This window comes from Paraplanobispora siamensis (genome assembly GCF_016863175.1).
Taxonomy (GTDB): Bacteria; Actinomycetota; Actinomycetes; order Streptosporangiales; family Streptosporangiaceae; genus Planobispora; species Planobispora siamensis.
Window position 1 is genome coordinate 129,445 of record NZ_BOOJ01000033.1, and the last position, 18,088, is coordinate 147,532.

Below are 18,088 nucleotides of genomic sequence, written 5' to 3' on the forward strand. Positions count from 1 at the left end.
CGGATTCGGTTTTGTCGGTGAACGGCTCTACTGTCCGCGGCATGACGAACGCGGTACAGGCGTACTCCTACGCCGGACCCTCCACCCTCGCGGAGGGCCACCTGGGACTGTCGACCTCCGGCGGCAGGACGGCCACGGGTTTCCTCGACCATCCCCGCTTCTTCAGCGGGCTGCTCACCCAGGCCGCGCCCGCCGCGGCGGGGCTGCTCGCGGTGGCCGACGTGGCGCTGGCCCGCTACCACAAGCCGCAGCCCGGCTTCACCCGCGACCCCGTGGTGACCTGCGGCGGCGACCGGCTCCGCTTCGAGTCCTTCTCCGCCTGCGGCGGCGTGTACGCCCGCCTCGACGTGCTCGGCCCCGCCCTCGACGGCGAGGTGTTCGACCGGGGCACCACCAACGTGGACGTCAACAACCCGCTGCGCGAGGCGCTGGCCAGGGTAGGCGGCCGGGACCCGCTGCACGTGGGCGTCGGCCCCGACGAGCTGACCGTGACCACCGCCGACGGCGCGGTCGTGGAGAAGAAGGTGCCGCTGCCCGGCCGGTGGCTGCGCGGTTTCGCCGAGGTGCAGGTGATCGCCTCCGGCTTCGACCTGCGCGCCGAGCTGCCCGGTCCGCAGGCCGTACGGTTCCTGCGCGGCCTGCCCAAGCGGGCCTCGGCCGAGGTGTGGGCGGTGCTGGCCTGGCGGGAGCTGCGGGTGACGGACCGGGCCGGGGCGGGCGGCGTCCACCTGGCCGGGGTCGGGCGGCTGGCGACGATGACGCGGCTGCTGCGCTTCGCCAAGGCCCTGCGGGTGTACGGCCCCGCCGACGGCTCGGGCTCCAGCGCCTGGGAGCTGGAGCTGCCCGGGATGCGCTACACGCTGGCCCTGTCCCCGCAGGCCTGGCGCGGTTTCTCCGGCGAGGGCGCGGTCCTGGACGACCTGTCCCGCGAGGAGACCGCCGACGACGCCGACCTGATCGGCGTCCTGCTCAACTTCGAGCCCACCCTGGAGCTCGGCGTGCTCGCCGAGCGCTCCGGCCTGTCCGTCGAGCGTGTCCGCGCCGCCCTCACCCAGCTCGGCACCGCGGGCCGGGTCGGCTACGACCTCGCCGAGGCCGCCCACTTCCACCGCGAACTCCCCTACGACCGCGCCCACGTCGCGGCGCTCAACCCCCGCCTCACCTCCGCCCGCAAGCTCGTCGGGGCCGGAGCCGTCCGGCTGACCGGCGCGGACTCCGCCGAGGTCACCACGGACGGCGGCGTGCGCCGGGTCCGGATGGAGGAGGGCTCGTGCACCTGCGAGTGGTGGTACGACCACCGGGGCTCACGCGGCCCCTGCAAGCACGTGCTCGCCGCCCGCATCGCAGTCCGTGAGGTCCCGGCGTGAGCGTGTGGGAGGAGGTCCGCGCGCTCATCGACGCGGGCGACGCGGACAAGGTCGCGACCCGGGTCGCGGAGCTGGGCAAGGCGGAGCGGCGCGAGGTCGCCCGGGCGCTGCCCGGCCACATCGACGCGGCGCGGGAGGCGGCGCACCACGCCGCCGAGGAGAAGCAGCTCCGGCTGCGCGTCGAGCGTGTCGAGGCGATGAACATGGGGCAGGCGGAGTTCGACCGGTATGCCGCCGAGCGCGGGCTTCCCCGGGAGGGCCGCTACCGCTGGGCGGGCAACCTGCACCACGACTGGCTGGACGGCTCGGGCCCCGACACGTACTTCGCCGAACGCGACTCCTGGATCGACCCGATGCGCGCCGCCGGCGCGGGCACGATCGAGGGCGTGGCGGCGGTGGTCTCCTGGCTCAACCGGCGCGACTTCGGCCGCTGGCGGTCGCCCGCCGACGCCCCCGGGCCGGTGGCGCGGGCCGTCGCGTCGCGCCCGGCCGAGTGGCGGGCCGACCTGGCGGTACGGCTGGCGCTGAAGGTCAGGGTCGTCCGCGGGCAGGTGGAGTGGCACGGCGACCCGGTCGACCGGCACCTGCCGCTGGCGCTGGAGCTGTTCCGGCAGCTCGGCGCGGCGCCGCCCGAGCACGACCCGCTGGTGGTGGGCTGGGTGACGATGACCCCGGACGCCGACCGGCTGCGGGAGGACCCGCTGCTCGACGTGCTGGTGCCGAGGATCTTCCAGGCGGAGGGGGTCGGCCGGGCGCTGCGGGAGGAGCGTGCCGACCCGCCCGCGCCGGACTCCTGGCTGGGGGTGCTGACGGCTCTGGCCGCGCAGGGCCGGATCTCCCGGGAGACGCTGCTGGACGGTTGCACAGGCCGGTTCCTGCGCGGCGGGGACGCCGTCGACCTGCGCTTCTTCGCCCGCCTGCACGAGCTGCTGGAGCCGTCGGAGGTCGAGGTGGCCGCGCGGGCACGGGACTACCTGCGGCTGCTGCCGGTGGCGCCGGGCCCGGTGGCGGAGCCGGCGCTCAGGCACCTGCGCCGCCTGGGCACGGGCCCTGTGGAGCCGGGCGCCGAGGCGGCCGGGGTCGTGGGTGCGCCGGACCGGGATCGGGGCGCGGAAGCGCTGGATCCGGCCGATGTGGCGGAGGCGCTGGAGGGGCTGCTGTTCCGGGCCGAGAGCGGCCTGGTGCGGGACGGGCTGGCCTGGCTGGAGGAGTGGCTGAAGGCGGATCCGGAGCGGGCCGACGACCTGACCCCGGCGCTGGCCTCGGCCCTGGGACACCAGGCGCGCGCCGTACAGGACCGGGCGGTGCGCCTGGCGGTCAAGCACGCCGCCGCCTTCACCCCGCTCGGCGCCCAGACGCTGCGGGAGGCGACCGGGCAGCTCCCGCCCGACCTGCACAACCGGATGGCGGCGGTCTTCGGCGGGGAGCTCCAGGAGGAGCCCGCACCCGAGCCGGAGCCCGAGGAGATCCTCGAACCTCGAGAGATCCCCAGGCTGCCCTCAGCCGCGGCGTTCCCGCCGGTGCCGGAGACGCCGCAGGCGGTGGCCGCGCTGTACGGGAAGAACGACTGGGCCGCCGCCGAACTGTTCCTCGCCGGATTCGTCCGCCACGCCGCGCGGGACCGGACCGGGCTCCGCGACGCCCTGGCCGCGCACCGGACCCCGATCGTGGACAGGCGGCTGTGGTGGTATCCGGAAGAGTGGGCCGCCGCGCTCGCGGCAGAGCTCGTCCAGCCCGGGGTGGGGTACGTCCCGGAGGGGTCCGCCTTCCCGGACGAGCCCCGGGAGGCCGGCTCCCCGGACGATTCCTGGGGGTCCGCCTTGCTGTACGGGGCCGTGCGATTCCTGAACGGGATCAGCCAGGCGGCCGGATTCCCGTCCCTGTCCGCGCCGGCCCGGCCGGCCCCGGAGCACATCCCCGAAGCGCGGGAGGCTTCCGCGCCGCACCGGTTCATCCTGCACCGGTACGCGGAGATCCTCACCGCGCTGCGGGAGGGCACGCTCCCGCCGCTGCTGCTGGCCACGCCCACGCTCGACACCGGCCACCTGGACCCGGCCGAGCTGGTCGCCCGGCTGGCGGAGCTGGAGGAGGCCGGGGCGGAGCCGCTCCCATCGGATCTGCTGCAGGCGCTCCTGCGGCTGCCCCGGACGATCGACCCGGCTGTGACGGCCCGGGCCGCCGCGCTGACCTCCGCCGCCGGACGCGAAGCGGCCCGGTGGCTGGCCGGGGAGGGACTGCCCGACCCGGAGGTGACCGTCCGGTGGTTCTGCGCCCCCGGGCAGGAGAGCAGCTGGTGGCAGGGGAACGCGGCGCCGGAGTGGTGGACGGGAGGCGAGCGCCCGGCCGGGCACTGGCTCGACGAGCGGGAGCCGGATGGAGAGCTCAAGCGCTGGCAGGCGATGGCGGTGGTCTCCATCACCCCGGCCGGTCCCGCGGCCGACGGCTCCGGGACGCTCGGGCGCGCCCTCGACACGCTCCTCGCCGAGCTGCTGGCCTCGCCGATCCCGATCGCCGAGGAGGCGTACGGGTACTACGGCAAGTGTGAGGACTGGTGGCCGGGCGTCCTGCCGTCCCACCGGGAGGTGCTCGCCGCGCACCTGGTCCCGATCCGGTTCTGGTACTACCGCGGAACCGGATCCCTCCACTGGCGGCTCACCGATCTCGCCACGCTGCAGGGCCCGGCCGGGCAGGCGATGGCCCTGCTCCTGGCCGAGCGGCTCGCCGGGGGCGTGTCGGTGCACCCGCTCCGCGCTCTGCAGCACCTCGCTGCCACCGGGGCGCTGCCCGCCGCACACCTCGGAGCGGAGCTCGGGCAGTGGGTGCGCAGATCCTGGGCCACGATCGAGAACGTGCAGGCGGTTCTGGAGGACACCGTACGGCAGGGCGCCGTCCGCGACGCCTGGACGATGACCGCCGCGATCCTGCCCGCGGTCCTCCCCGCCCGCGGCGAGCGGCCCCGCAAGGTCCTGCTGGAGTTCCTCACCTTCGCCCGCAGACTCGCCGGCTGGGCCGGGGCCCGGGGAGAGATCCCCGAGGTCACGGCGGTCGCCGCCCGCCGGGGCGACAACCGGCTCCTGCAGGAGTGCCGCCGCCTGCGCGACCTGCTCGCGTCCACGGGAGAGGCGGGGGAGAAGCCATGAGCGAGGCGGGGCCGTACGGCGTGCAGGGAGCCTGGGCGGAGATCAGGGAGCTAATCGGCTCGGGGAGAACCGGGGCGGTGGCCGAGCGGGTCGCCACGCTCAGCGCTGCGGAGCGCCGGGAGATCGCCGCGGAGCTGCCTGGTCATCTGCGCGCGATGTGGGCGACCCGGGAGGTGGTCTGGGCCGACCTCGGCGCGCGGGGAGAGGCGATGCTCGTGGCCGGGGCGGGTACGATCGGCGGCGCGGCGGCCGCGGCCTCGTGGCTGGGGCGGGCCGAGTTCACCTCGGTGCGTGGGGCGGGCCCGCTGGCCGGGGTGCTGGCCCGGCGGCCCCGGGAGTGGCAGGCCGACGTGGTCGTACGGCTGGCGTCACGGGTGCGCCCGGACCGCGACGCGTCCCTCGTCCTGGACCTCCTGCGCGCCTTGGGGGTCGAGCCGCCCCCGCACGATCCACTGGTCGTCGCCTGGGCGAACGAACGGGGCGCTCCGCGGGAGGGCGGCCTCGCCGGAGACCCGCTGCTGGCGGTGATGGCGCCCAGGCTCTTCGAGGCCGAGGGCGTCGGCAGGTCGCTGAGCTGGGACGACGGCAACCGCTATGGCTCGCTGCTGGCCCGCCTCGTCAGGGCGGCAGCCGACGGCACGGTCTCGCGCGAGATGCTGCTGGACGGGTGCGTCCGCCGTTTCCTGCGCGGGGGAGAGGCCGCGGACCTGCGGTTCTTCGTCCGGCTCCACCGGGCGCTGGGCCCGCTCCCCGCCGAGACCGCCGTCCACACCCGCGACTACCTGCGGCTGATCCCCGCCGCACCCGGCCCGGTCGCCGAACTCGCCCTGCGTCACGCCCGGGAGGCCCCCGGCCTCGCGGAGCTCGATCCGGCGGATCTGGTCGAGGGCGTGGAGTCGGCGGTGTTCCGGCCGGAGCGCAAACTGGCGCGGGCCGGGCTGACCTGGCTCGACCGGGCCGTCCGTCGCGAGCCCGGTCTGGCCGGCGACCTGGCCCCGGCGCTGGCCACCGCCCTGGGACACGAGGAATCCGACGTCCGTGAGTACGCGGCCCGGATCGCGGTCAAGCACGCTGGGCGCTTCACCCCGCCGGCGGCGGAGCTTCTCACCGAGGCGGTCGCCGCCCTCCCGCCGGACCCCGCCACCCGGCTGACGGCGGCCCGGCTGGCGGTCGCCTTCGGAAGCGCGTCCCTCGCGTCCGTCGAGGCGTCGTCTTCCTCCGGGTCCTCCGAGGCGTGGCCGGTGGCGCCCGGCCGGAGCGCTCCGCAGGAGGAGCCCGTCCCTCCGGAGCTTCCCGCCCCGCCGCCGATCCTGCCGCTCCCGCCGCCGCCCGGCACCGCCGAGGAACTGGACCTCCTGCGGGACTCCGGAGGCTGGGCCGCCGCCGAACGCTGTCTCGCCGGGTTCGTCCGCCTCCTCGCCCGCGATCCCGGGGGCCTGCGCGCGTACCTTGAGGCGAACCCGCCCCGGCCCGGTCTGCGAATCTTCCGTAAGAGCAGCTGGCGCTGGGTGGACGACTGGATCTGTGCCCTCTGCTGGGAGGTCGCCGAGCCCGGGGCGGAGCAGTTCTGGAGCCGGCCCCCGCAGGTCGCCCCGAGGACGGTCGTCATCGCCGCGCGCCGGGACGAGGAGGCCAGAGGACCGGGTCGTGCCGCGCGCCGGATTCCCGGCGGGGGGACGATCTCGGCCCCGCACCGGGTCCTCCTGCTGCGATGCGCGGAGATCTTCGACGCGCTCGTGGCGGACCGGCTGCCTCCGCTGTTGCTGGCCACCCCCACCCTCTCCAGCGGGCATCTGGAGGCGGAGGAACTGCTGGCCCGGCTGGAGGAGCTGGAGGCGGCGGGGACCGAGCCGCTGGAGGCCGACTTCCAGCAGGCGCTGCTGCGGCTGCCGCGACAGGTGGACGCGGAGGTCGTGACGCGTGCGGAGCGGCTGACCTCACGGGCGGGACGGCGGGCCGCGCGACGGCTCGCCGAGGGACCGCTGCCCGACCCCGTGGTGACGGTGCGCTGGAACGGCGCCGCAGACGGGCGGACGGAGTTCCTGTCCGCCCTGGCATCGGCGAAGCTGTACGGGCACCGTACGGACAGGGTGTCGGTCGAGGCCGTCCCGACGGGCCTGCACCTGGTCGACGCCCTGATGGGCGGTGCCGGGCGCGAGCCCGGGGACGGTGGGCACATGGGCTGGTGGGCGGCCGTCATGCCCTCGCACCGCGAGGTGGTCGCCGCGCACCTGCTGGCGTATCTGCTGCCGAGCCGGGACAGGGCCGGAGCGGAGCTCCGGTCCATGGCGGAGCTGGCCTGGTCGGACGGCCCCGACGGGCCCGCGCTCGCCCTGCTGATCGCGCACCGGCTCACCGGCCACGACCGTGACGCCGCCCTGAGTGAACTGCTCACCCTCGCGGCCCGCGGCCGGTTGCCCGCCGCCGACTTGGGCGAGCAGCTCGCGTACAGGGTCCGGTGGGACGGGCTCGCTCTCGGTGAGATCATCCCGGTGCTGGCGCAGGCCGCCCATCAAGGTGCCTACCGGGATGTCTGGAGGGTGGTCGCCGCGATGCTTCCCCGGCTGCTCCCCGTCACCGGGCAGGAACCGCCCCGCGGGCTGCCGGGCTTGGCCGAGCTGGGCGTCGCCACCGCGGGATGGGCCGGGGCGCGCGGGGAGATCCCCGAGGTCGCGGCGGCCGCCGTCGGGGCTGCTACCAACCGCCTCACCCGGCAGTGCCGCCGCCTGCACGCCTTCCTCACCCGCTCCTGACGACTGACCCGCCGCTCCCGCGGATGCCGTGAACGTCCTGAGCCGGCTAGTTGAGCTCGCAGGCGGTTTCGGCGTCGCCCGCGGCGGACAGGACCTGTCGGTGCCCGCGCTGCCGTTCAGCGTGTCGTTGCCCGGCACGCCGTCCACGGCGCTCAGCGTGTCACTACGTATAACTCCACAAATTGGACGAGCCGACAATCCTTGCGTCCGCGCCTCACCACGAATCGGCGACGATGGGCGCAGGCTGGTTCCATCGACGATCGATCATCTCCGGTGTCGGGTCCGGGGAGAAGCGGAAAGGCCGTCGAACACTGAGGGAGGCCATGGCCGTGGACGCCGATGAGCTGGAACTGCGCCCGGGATCGCGGGCCGATCGCGAGTGGATCTACCGGCTCCGTCATGAGGTGTACGCCCGGGAGCTCGGCCAGCACGCCGTCAACGACGCCGGACGGCTGAGCGACGAGCTCGACGAGGGCAACGTCTACATCGTGGCGGCCCGGCGGGGGCGGCCCGTCGGGTTCATCAGCGTGACGCCCCCGTGGCGGGGACGCTACTCGATCGACAAGTACCTCCGGCGTGAGGAGCACCCCGTCCTGAACCGGGACGGGGTGTTCGAGATCCGCATCCTGACCGTGGAGCCGGACCGGCGCGGCGCGCTGACCGGGAAACTGCTGATGTACGCGGCGCTGCGCTGGGTGATGGCGCACGGAGGCCGTACCGTCGTGGCCCTGGGCCGCAGCGAGCTCCTGCCGATGTACCTGGAGCTGGGGCTGAGCTCCACCGGCGCGCCGGTGCGTTCGGGGAAGCTGACCTTCGAGTTGCTGACCGGTGAGGTGGCCGACCTCGCCGAGCGGACGCTGCGGACGTACGGCCCGCTGCTGCGCGCCCTGGAACCGGAGGTGCGCTGGAGCCTGGATACGCCCTTCCTGCCCGCCACGGACGCCTGCGAGCACGGCGGCAGCTCGATCGAAGCGCTGGGCCGTCGCTTCGACACCCTCCAGGCGCACGGCGACGTCGTGCCCGCCGACGTACTCGACGCCTGGTTCCCGCCCGCCCCCGGCGTCGCCGCGGCTCTGGCCGCCCACCAGGACTGGATCACGCGCACCTCCCCGCCCGCGCGGGCCGAGGGGCTCATCGAGGAGATCGGCGTCCGCCGAGGCCTCCCCACCGAGACCGTCGCCGTCGGGGCCGGCTCATCCGACCTGATCTTCCGCGCGTTCCGCGGCTGGCTGGACGCCTCCTCCCGGGTGCTGCTGGTCGACCCCTCCTACGGCGAGTACGCCCACGTGGTCGAGCAGGTGATCGGCGCCCGCGCCGACCGGTTCGCACTCCGGCGCGAGGAGGGCTGGCGGATCGACCCGGACCGCCTCGCCGACACCCTGCGCGAACGCTACGACCTGGTGGTCGTCGTCAATCCCAACAACCCCACCGGGGTGCACCTCGACCCGGCCGACTTACGCGAGGTGCTGGCGGCGGCGCCGGGCGGGACCCGGTTCTGGATCGACGAGGCCTACGTCGGCTACGCCGGACCGGGCCAGTCCCTGGAACCGTACGCCGCGAGTGCCGACAACACCGTCGTGTGCACCTCCATGTCCAAGATGTACGCGCTGTCGGGCCTGCGGGCGGCCTATCTCACCGCACCCGAGCGGCTCGCGACCGAGCTGCGCCGCTGGAGTCCGCCCTGGGCGGTGAGCCTGCCCGCGCAGATCGCCGCGGTTCACGCCCTGCGCGACCCCGGATACTACGCCGGCCGCTGGGCGCGGACCGGGACTCTGCGCACCGGGCTGGCCGCCGCGCTCGCCGCGGCCGGCGAGGACGTGCACGTGCAGGAAGCGGTGGCCAACTTCGTCCTGCTCACGCTGCCGTACGGTGGTCCCGGCGCCGCCCGCCTGGTCCGCCGGTGCCGCGATCAGGGCGTGTTCCTGCGCGACCTGTCGCCGATGTCGCCGGTCTTCGAAGGCAGGACGGTACGGATCGCGGTGCGCGAGGCCACGGCCAACGCCCGGATCGCCGCGACCGTCGCCGCGGCGCTGCATGACCTGCGGCGCGATCTGCGGAACACGGCGTGACGGGCGGCGGGGTGACCGATGTCGGGGATCTGGTCCCCTACATCGCCGCCGCGCTCGTGATCGGCGGCGTCGCCGTCGCGCTGTCCCGGCGGCGGGAGTACATCCTGCGGTGGTGTGTCTGGGCGGTGGCCGTACCCGCGGTGGTCGCCATCCTGTACGCGGGTCCCGGCGGGGCCGCCGCCCTCGCCGCGGCGGTGGGCGTGGTGTGCGCCGCCGAGTACGGCCTGCTGACCCGGTTGCCCGTACCGGACCGGGTGGTGCTCGGCGTCGCCGTGGCCGCGCTGCCGGTGACCGCCTGGCTGGCCCCGGCGCAGCTGCCCCGGCTGTTCGCCGCCGCCGTCCTGGCCGTCGCCCTGGTCCCGCTGCTGTCCGGTGACGCGGCCGGCGGGTTGAACCGGTTGTGCCTGGGCGTGCTCGGCGTCGTCTGGTTCGCCCCGTTGATCGGAGTGGTCCTGCTCGGCCCGGCCGCCCTGGCGCTGTTCGCCGCGGTGTCGGTCGCCGACGTCATCGCCTCGTTCGGCGGCCGGTCGCTGGGCGGGCCGCGTCTTTCGCCGCTGTCACCGGCCAAGCACTGGAGCGGTGTCCTGGCCGGGACCGCCGCGGGCCTGGGGGTGCTGGCCCTGCTGGGCGCGTTCACCCCCGCCCTGGCGGTCGCCGTGGCGTTCGGCGCCCCGCTGGGTGACCTGCTGGAGTCGATGGTCAAGCGGGGCGCCGAGGTCAAGGACTCGGCCTCCTGGCTGGCGGGCGCCGGCGGGCTGCTGGACCGGCTCGACTCCCTCCTGCTCGCTCTCGCCCTGGCCCTGCTGCTCAGCTGGTGAACCTGCTCGGCCGGTGAATCGCCACCGGGATCCAGAGGTGATCTAGAGGTACAGGCCGGTGGTGTCGGGGGCCGTGGACTGGGCGGCCACGCCCTCGCGGAGGGCGAACAGCTCGGCGAGCGTGGCACCCGAGGCGGGGACGCCCTCGCCGGTGCCGAGCCAGGCGGACGCCTCGTCGTACGGCAGCGCGCCCACCTCGATCTGGGCCAGGCAGCGGCCGGGGCGGACCACGGCCGGGTGCAGGCGGGCCAGATCCTCGTTGGTGGTGATGGCCACCAGCACGTCGCGGCCCTGGCCGAGGAGGCCGTCGGTGAGGTTGAGCAGGCGGGACAGGCCCTGCCCCGTCGCCTCCTTGGCCCCGCCCCTGATCAGCTCGTCGCAGTCCTCCAGGACCAGCAGGCGCCACTTGCCGCCGTCACCGTCGCCGCAGTCGGAGCCGACCGCCACCTCCATCAGGTAGCCGGGGGAGCCGAACAGCAGCTCGGGGTCCAGGACGCAGTCGACCTGGCACCACGACCGCCACTCGTGGGCGAGGGTGCGCAGCAGGGTGGTCTTGCCGGTGCCGGGCGGGCCGTGCAGCAGCACCAGGCGGCCGCGCACCTCGTCCGGGGTGACGGACATCAGCCGGGAGAGCGGGTCGTGCAGCGACCGGGCGTAGTTGCCCCTGATCCTCTCCCACGGCGTGGTGGTGATCGGCTTGCCCGAGCGGCGGCTGCCGTGGCCGCCCCGCCACCAGAAGCCCATCTCGACGTGGTCGCTCTCCGGAGCGGGCTCCGTCGCGTCCTCGGTGATCTCCTCCAGGACCGCCCTGGCGAGCTCGTCGCTGATCGCGCTCACGCTGAGCGTGGCGGAGCGGTTCTTGTAGCGGACCACGCGCAGCGTCCAGCCCTCGCCGACGATCAGGCGCGAGTCACGGCCGTCGTCCTCCCTCGCGGAGCGCACGAGCGTCCCGGCGGCGGGCATGAGAGAGGCGTCGGAACGCACCCGCTCCAGGCCGACCGTACGGGACCAGGGCTGGTCGCCCGAGGCGAACGGGGACAGCGCGAGGGCGTCGATGACGTCGACCGCGGTGTCGCCGTCGTCGAGCCAGATGTTCATCGGCAGCTCCGCCGGGCGCTGCTCCGGTGCGAAACGTACCTCCTTCAGCACGGACATGACGACCATGATCCCGGTCACCGCCGTACAGGTCGAAGGGTTTTCCGCCGCGTCCCGGCGTCACGAGGTCCTGGACAGCTCGCCGGTCTCGGTGACGAGGCCGAGCCCCGGCTCGTCCTTCCAGGTGTAGGTGAGCCGGTCGTCCTTCCTGGCCAGCCAGACCGTCCCCGGAACGCAGCCGGTTTCGGCTCCCAGCGCGAAGACCAGGGTGTCCTGCTCGACGCGCTGCAAGGTGATCCGCCCGGTGCACCTGCTGCCCGGCTCGGCCCAGCCCGCGTCGCTCCTGCCCGCCTGAAGCTCGACCTCGATCCGCTTCGCCCCGGACGCGAGGGGATTGGTGGAGGTGATGCCGTCACCGGCCCACTCCCCGGCGAAGGAGTCCGGGATCTTCGGGGCGTTCGCCGGGGGCGCGGTGCTCTCTCCCGTCTTCTCGGGTTGCGCGGAGGCGGTTTCCCCCGCGGCGTTCCCCGTGGCGTCTCCCGTCGGCCCGGCGGACGCGGACCCGGTGGCCGACATGGTCCCGCCGCCGAGGGCGTCACCGGTGCGGTCGCCGAGGACCGTCCAGGCGACGATCCCGGCGACGACCAGGGCGGACACCGCCACCAGGACCGAGCCGACCACGAGACCCCGGCGACGTCTCCGTCCCGGCCGGGTGGTGAGCGCGGAGGATCCGGGGCCCGTCCGTCCCGGGTCGGAGAGGCGGGCGCCGGCCCCCGGGGCACCGGAGGCGGCGTGGCGGGGCGGGGCGGCGGGATGGGGGCCGGGTACGGCGTGGCCGCGGGGGTCGTGCGGGGCGCCGGTGGGGGAGGCCATCTCGCTGCCGATCCTGGCCAGGTCCTCGGTCGAGGGCGCGGTCCCCGCCCCGGGGTCTATCAGGCTGACCATCAGGGCGCGGGCCCCCGGGCGGTGGGCCGGGTCCTTGTCCAGGCAGGAGGCGATCAGTCCCCGGTAGCGGGCGGGCAGGGCCGACAGTTCGGGGTGGTGGGTCATGACGCGGTGCAGTACGGCGGGCACGGTGTCGGCGCCGAAGGGCGACCTGCCGCTCGCCGCGTAGACCATGGTGGCCGCCCAGGCGAACACGTCGGAGGCGGGCGAGGCCTGGGAGCCGGAGATCTGCTCGGGGGACAGGTAGGCGGGGGTGCCGATCAGGCCGGAGGTCTGGGTCGCCGGGCCGTCGGCCCTGGCGATGCCGAAGTCCACCACGCGGGGGCCGTCCGGGCCGAGCAGCACGTTGGACGGCTTGAAGTCGCGGTGCACGACCCCGGCCGCGTGGATCGCCGCCAGGGCGGTGGCCGTGCCGACGACCAGGCGTTCCAGTTCGCCGCCGCGCAGCGGCCCGTGCCGGCCGACCCGCTGCTCAAGGGAGGGGCCGTCGACGAACTCGCTCACCACGTAGGGCCGGGGCCCGTCCACCGAGGCGTCCAGCACGCGCGCGGTGCAGAACGGGGCGACGCTCCCCAGGGCCGACAGCTCCCTGGTCAGCCGCCTGCGCGTCTCGGCGTCGGAGCGGAACAGCAGCTTGACCGCCACCGGCCGCCCGTCGGAGCCGTAGGCGAGGTAGACGACGCCCTGGCCGCCCTCGCCGAGCCTTCCGGCCAGCCGGAACTCACCGAGCCTGTCGGGGTCGTCGGGGGTCAGCGGAGCCGTGGGCACGCGGTCAAGGCTAGCGACACGGGCGGGAACGGGGATAGGGCTGCGGGTTTAGCTGGCCACTTCACGGAAAGTCAGCGATCGTCCGTTTCCGGAGTCGCGACGTAGGAGCCTGGGTAAATCAATCGGTAAACCTCCCGTCACGCGCCGCGTCACCTATTACGCTCCGGTTAGCCACCATTGCTCGACCCCCTGGAGATTTTTGTGGCCATCGACCTCGTGTCCCGTCGTGAATGGGGTGCCCGCTCGCCGAGCGGTTCCTACTCCTCGCTCAGCTCGACGAGAGGGGTGAAGGTTCACTACACGGGGGGACGGGTCGACCCGGCGATCGTCGGCGACCACGCGAAGTGCGTGTCGCTGGTGAAGTCCATCCAGAACCAGCACATGGACGGCAACGGATGGATGGACATCGGCTACTCCATGATCGCTTGTCCGCATCGCAAGGTGTTCATGGGGCGCGGTCCCAAGCGCCTTCCCGCCGCCAACGGCTCCGGGCTCAACAGCGACCACTACGCGGTGCTCGGCCTGGTCGGCTCCTCCGGCCTGGTCCAGCCGAACGACGAGATGCTGCACGGCATCCTCGACGCCGTCGAATACCTCCGCGACCGCGGCGGCGCCGGCCGGGAGATCAAGGGCCACCGTGACGGCTACGCGACCTCCTGCCCGGGCGAGGCGCTCTACGCGTGGGTGAGGCGGGGCGCGCCCCGGCCCGGCGGCGGCGGAGACCCCGATCCGCCCGAGCCCCACCCCTCCTTCCCCGGCCGGACGCTCAAGTACCCGCCGGTCATGGTCGGCGAGGACGTGCGCACCTGGCAGCAGCAGATGCGCACGCGCGGCTGGAACATCGACGTCGACGGCCTGTACGGCGCGCAGTCCCGCGAGGTCGCCCGGAAGTTCCAGCGGGAGAAGGGCCTGCCCGTGACCGGGGAGGTCGACCGCGCCACCTGGAACGCCTCCTGGGAGGAGCCCGTCACCTGAACGCCCGGGAACGCGCCAAGCGGCCCCCGAAGTAATGTTCTGGACGGGGGCCGCTTACTATCCGGTGCATGACCGTGCCGCCCGAGGAGCCCCGACCGGCCGCAGCGTCCCCGTCGCCCGCCTCCTCTCCGCCGTTCCCGTCGGCCACGCGCGAGCAGTGGCGGGAGCTGGCGCTGGGAGTGCTGCGCAAGTCCGGGGTGGAGGCCCCCACTCCGGAGGAGGCGCTGGCCTCGGTCACCTATGACGGGGTGACCGTCGCGCCGCTCTACGATCTGTCCGACCTGCCGGGCGACCCCGGCCTGCCGGGCCTGGCGCCCCACACGCGCGGCTCCCGCCCGGTGGCCGGCGGCTGGGACGTACGGCAGCGCCACGAGGTGCCCGACCCCGAGGCCGTCCTCGCCGACCTGGAGAGCGGGGTCACCTCGCTCTGGCTCGCCCTGGAGCCGCAGGACCTGCCGAAGGTGCTGGAGCGGGTCCACCTGGAGCTCATCTCGGTGACGCTGGAGGCGGGCGGGCGCACCCGCGAGGCCGCCGAGGCCCTGTTCGCGCTCGCGGCCCGCAGGGCGGGGCCGGCCGAGAAGGCCTCCACCGCCCTCACCGCCGCCCTCGGCGCCGATCCCCTGGGCCTGCGTGCCCGCACCGGCGCGCCCGCGGGGCCCGTGGAGCTCGCGGAGGCGGTGGAGCTGGCCCGCAGGTGCGTGGCGGAGTTCCCGGGGGTGCGGGCGATGGTCGTGGACGCGACGCCGTACCACGACGCGGGCGGGAGCGACGCCGAGGAGCTGGGCTGCTCGATCGCCGCCGGTGTCGCCTACCTGCGGGCGCTGACGGACGGCGGGCTCACCCCGGAGCAGGCGTTCGGGCAGCTGGAGTTCCGCTACGCCGCCACCGCCGACCAGTTCCTCACCGTCGCCAAGCTCCGCGCGGCGCGCCGGCTCTGGGCGCGGGTGGCCGAGGTCTGCGGAGTGGACGGGGCGGGGCAGGCGCAGCACGCGGTGACCAGTTCGGCCATGATGACGGCCAGGGACCCGTGGGTGAACATGCTCCGCACCACCCTGGCCTGCTTCGCCGCCGGGGTCGGCGGCGCCGACGCGGTGACCGTCCAGCCGTTCGACACCCGGCTCGGCCTGCCCGACGCCTTCTCCCGCCGGATCGCGCGCAACACCCACTCGCTGCTGGTGGAGGAGGCGCACGTCGCCCGGGTGACCGACCCGGCGGGCGGCTCCTTCTACGTCGAGCGGCTCACCGAGGACCTCGCGGGCCGGGCCTGGGAGTGGTTCCGGGAGATCGAGCGCGCGGGCGGCATGGCCGCGGCCCTGGACTCGGGCCTGGTCGCCGGCCGCCTGGCCGGCACCCGCGAGCGGCGGATGGCCAACATCGCCCACCGCCGCGACCCCATCACCGGCGTCAGCGAGTTCCCCGACCTCAACGAGCGGATCCCGGTACGGGCGCCCCGGCCGGACACGGCGGCGGGGGAGAGCGGGCGGACCGGCGACGGGCTGCCGCGGATCGCCTACGCGCAGGACTTCGAGGCGCTGCGAGACCTGGCCGACGCGCAGGAGACCCGGCCGAGCGTCTTCCTGGCGACCATCGGCCCGGTGGCCGCGCACACGGCCCGGGCCTCGTTCGCGGCCAACCTGTTCCAGGCCGGGGGCATCGCCACCGTCCTGTCCGGACCGGAGACCGATCCGGAGCGGATCGCCGCCGCGTTCACCGCGAGCGGCACGCCGGTCGCGTGCCTGTGCTCCAGCGACCGGCTGTACGGCGAGCACGCCGAGGCCGTGGCCGCGGCGCTGCGCGCGGCCGGGGCGCGGAAGGTGTGGCTGGCGGGGAAGGGATCCTACGGGGGAGTGGACGCCACGATCTTCGCCGGGTGCGACGCCCTCGCCGTGCTCCGCGAGACCTTCGACGACCTGGAGGTGACCCGGTGATTCCGGATTTTTCGGGAATTGAGCTGGGCGGCCGGACGGACGCCGTACCGGGCGATCCGGACCGGTGGGCGCGGGCCGTACGGGAGGAGACCGGTCACGGCCCCGGCGATCTGGTGTGGGACACCCCGGAGGGGATCGCGGTCAAGCCGCTCTACACGGCCGCCGACATCGCCGATCTGGACTTCCCGCACACCTATCCGGGCGCGGTGCCGTACCTGCGCGGGCCGTACCCGACGATGTACGTCAACCAGCCGTGGACCATCCGGCAGTACGCCGGGTTCTCCACCGCCGAGGAGTCCAACGCCTTCTACCGGCGCAACCTGGCCGCCGGGCAGAAGGGCCTGTCGGTCGCCTTCGACCTGGCCACCCACCGGGGCTACGACTCCGACCACCCGCGCGTGGCCGGCGACGTCGGCATGGCGGGCGTGGCGATCGACTCGATCTACGACATGCGGCAGCTGTTCGACGGGATCCCCCTGGACAGGATGAGCGTGTCGATGACCATGAACGGCGCGGTGCTGCCGATCCTGGCGCTGTACATCGTGGCCGCCGAGGAGCAGGGGGTGGCGCCCGAGCAGCTGGCCGGGACCATCCAGAACGACATCCTCAAGGAGTTCATGGTCCGCAACACCTACATCTACCCGCCGGGGCCGTCGATGCGGATCATCTCCGACATCTTCGCCTTCACCAGCGAGCGGATGCCGAAGTTCAACTCGATCTCGATCTCCGGGTACCACATCCAGGAGGCCGGGGCCACGTGCGACCTGGAGCTGGCCTACACCCTCGCCGACGGCGTGGAGTACCTGCGGGCGGGCGTCGAGGCCGGGCTGGACGTCGACCGGTTCGCGCCGCGCCTGTCGTTCTTCTGGTGCATCGGCATGAACTTCTTCATGGAGGTCGCCAAACTGCGGGCCGCCCGCCTGCTGTGGTCGGAGCTGGTGGCGGGGTTCGGCGCGAAGAACCCCAAGTCGCTGTCGCTGCGCACCCACTCCCAGACCTCCGGCTGGTCGCTCACCGCGCAGGACGTGTTCAACAACGTGGTGCGCACCTGCGTCGAGGCGATGGCCGCCACCCAGGGCCACACCCAGTCGCTGCACACCAACGCCCTGGACGAGGCGCTGGCGCTGCCCACCGACTTCTCCGCGCGCATCGCCCGCAACACCCAGCTGCTGCTGCAGCAGGAGTCGGGCACCTGCCGGGTGATCGATCCGTGGGGCGGCTCCTACTACGTCGAGCGGCTCACCCACGAGCTGGCCGCCAAGGCGCGGGCGCACATCGAGGAGGTCGAGGCGGCCGGCGGCATGGCCAGGGCCATCGACGCCGGGCTGCCCAAGCTCCGCATCGAGGAGGCCGCCGCCCGCACCCAGGCGCGCATCGACTCGGGACGGCAGCCGGTCATCGGCGTCAACAAGTACCGCCCCGACGCCGACGAGCCGATCGAGGTGCTCAAGGTCGACAACACCGCCGTGCGGGCCAGCCAGCTGGACAAGCTGCGCCGGCTGCGCGCCGAGCGCGACCCGCGCGCGGTGGAGGAGGCGCTCGCAGCCCTGACGAAGGCCGCCGACGCCGCGGTGAACGGCACCCGCGCGCCCGGCCTGGAGCAGAACCTGCTCGCGCTGGCCGTGGACGCGGCCCGGGCCAAGGCCACGGTCGGGGAGATCTCCGACGCGCTGGAGAAGGTCTTCGGGCGGCACGCCGGCCAGATCCGTACGATCTCCGGGGTGTACCGCGAGGAGGTGGGGTCCGGCGTGGACGAGGTCCGTACGGCGTGCGCCGCGTTCGAGCGGGCCGAAGGGCGCCGCCCGCGCATCCTGGTGGCCAAGATGGGCCAGGACGGCCACGACCGGGGCCAGAAGGTGATCGCCACGGCCTTCGCCGACCTCGGCTTCGACGTCGACGTCGGCCCGCTGTTCCAGACGCCCGAGGAGGTCGCCCGCCAGGCGGTCGAGGCCGACGTGCACGTGGTCGGCGTCTCCTCGCTGGCGGCCGGGCACCTGACCCTGGTGCCCGCGCTGAGGCGGGCCCTGGCCGACCTGGACGCCGAGGACATCATGATCGTCGTCGGCGGCGTCATCCCGCCGGGCGACGTCGAGGAGCTGCGCGCGGCCGGGGCCTCGGCGGTCTTCCCGCCGGGCACCGTGATCGCCGAGGCAGCCCTGGGCCTGCTGGCGGAGCTGTCGGCCCGGCTGGGTCATGAGTCCTGAGGCCGCGTGCGGTGAGGCCGTACGCC

Annotated in this window: 10 protein-coding genes; 8 read left to right on the top strand and 2 right to left on the bottom strand. The window is 74.5% G+C overall.

The window, feature by feature from the left end; translation table 11 throughout:
* Positions 1 to 41 precede the first annotated feature (41 nt).
* From Psi01_RS20975 to Psi01_RS20995, 5 genes are all read left to right on the top strand, one after another.
* Positions 42 to 1,367 (top strand): SWIM zinc finger family protein, encoded by a 1,326-nt coding sequence (locus tag Psi01_RS20975; RefSeq protein ID WP_204065751.1) that lies wholly within the window; start codon positions 42 to 44, stop codon positions 1,365 to 1,367.
* The gene (locus Psi01_RS20980) at positions 1,364 to 4,507 is read left to right on the top strand and encodes a DUF7824 domain-containing protein (RefSeq protein WP_204065752.1); all 3,144 of its coding nucleotides are present in this window, start codon (positions 1,364 to 1,366) and stop codon (positions 4,505 to 4,507) included. Before Psi01_RS20975 ends, Psi01_RS20980 begins: the two co-directional genes overlap by 4 nt.
* Positions 4,504 to 7,260 carry a DUF6493 family protein gene (locus tag Psi01_RS20985; protein WP_204065753.1) on the top strand — a complete coding sequence of 919 codons (2,757 nt, stop codon included), beginning with the start codon at positions 4,504 to 4,506 and terminating at the stop codon, positions 7,258 to 7,260. Before Psi01_RS20980 ends, Psi01_RS20985 begins: the two co-directional genes overlap by 4 nt.
* Positions 7,261 to 7,589: 329 nt before the next feature.
* Positions 7,590 to 9,329 carry a histidinol-phosphate aminotransferase family protein gene (locus Psi01_RS20990; RefSeq protein ID WP_204065754.1) on the top strand — a complete coding sequence of 580 codons (1,740 nt, stop codon included), beginning with the start codon at positions 7,590 to 7,592 and terminating at the stop codon, positions 9,327 to 9,329.
* Positions 9,330 to 9,340: 11 nt separating this feature from the next.
* On the top strand, positions 9,341 to 10,147 hold the full coding sequence (locus Psi01_RS20995; protein ID WP_204065755.1) for a phosphatidate cytidylyltransferase: 807 nt from the start codon (positions 9,341 to 9,343) through the stop codon (positions 10,145 to 10,147).
* Between the two features lie 42 nt (positions 10,148 to 10,189).
* Here Psi01_RS20995 and Psi01_RS21000 read toward each other — a convergent pair whose 3' ends face one another.
* Positions 10,190 to 11,302: a DUF5925 domain-containing protein gene (locus tag Psi01_RS21000; RefSeq protein ID WP_239127887.1), complete on the bottom strand. Its 1,113-nt coding sequence runs from the start codon at positions 11,300 to 11,302 to the stop codon at positions 10,190 to 10,192.
* 60 nt (positions 11,303 to 11,362) lie between these two features.
* Positions 11,363 to 12,955, bottom strand: coding sequence for a serine/threonine-protein kinase (locus tag Psi01_RS21005; RefSeq protein ID WP_204065757.1), 1,593 nt, complete (start codon positions 12,953 to 12,955; stop codon positions 11,363 to 11,365).
* Positions 12,956 to 13,156: 201 nt separating this feature from the next.
* Here Psi01_RS21005 and Psi01_RS21010 point away from each other — a divergent pair, with 201 nt between their 5' ends.
* From Psi01_RS21010 to scpA, 3 genes are all read left to right on the top strand, one after another.
* A complete protein-coding gene (locus Psi01_RS21010; RefSeq protein WP_204065758.1) occupies positions 13,157 to 13,930 on the top strand; it encodes a peptidoglycan recognition protein family protein in 774 nt (257 codons plus the stop codon).
* A 68-nt stretch (positions 13,931 to 13,998) separates the two neighbouring features.
* Positions 13,999 to 15,858, top strand: a complete 1,860-nt coding sequence (locus tag Psi01_RS21015; RefSeq protein WP_204065759.1) for a methylmalonyl-CoA mutase family protein — start codon at positions 13,999 to 14,001, stop codon at positions 15,856 to 15,858.
* Complete coding sequence (scpA, locus tag Psi01_RS21020; protein WP_204065760.1) at positions 15,855 to 18,062, top strand: methylmalonyl-CoA mutase; 2,208 nt, start codon at positions 15,855 to 15,857, stop codon at positions 18,060 to 18,062. Before Psi01_RS21015 ends, scpA begins: the two co-directional genes overlap by 4 nt.
* Positions 18,063 to 18,088: the final 26 nt, after the last annotated feature.

Excerpts from the sequence above, each read along its gene's own strand:
- Psi01_RS21000 (WP_239127887.1), bottom strand. The coding sequence starts at position 11,302 with ATGTCCGTGCTGAAGGAGGTACGTTTCGCACCGGAGCAGCGCCCGGCG.
- Psi01_RS20985 (WP_204065753.1), top strand. The coding sequence starts at position 4,504 with ATGAGCGAGGCGGGGCCGTACGGCGTGCAGGGAGCCTGGGCGGAGATC.
- Psi01_RS21015 (WP_204065759.1), top strand. The coding sequence starts at position 13,999 with ATGACCGTGCCGCCCGAGGAGCCCCGACCGGCCGCAGCGTCCCCGTCG.
- Psi01_RS20975 (WP_204065751.1), top strand. The coding sequence starts at position 42 with ATGACGAACGCGGTACAGGCGTACTCCTACGCCGGACCCTCCACCCTC.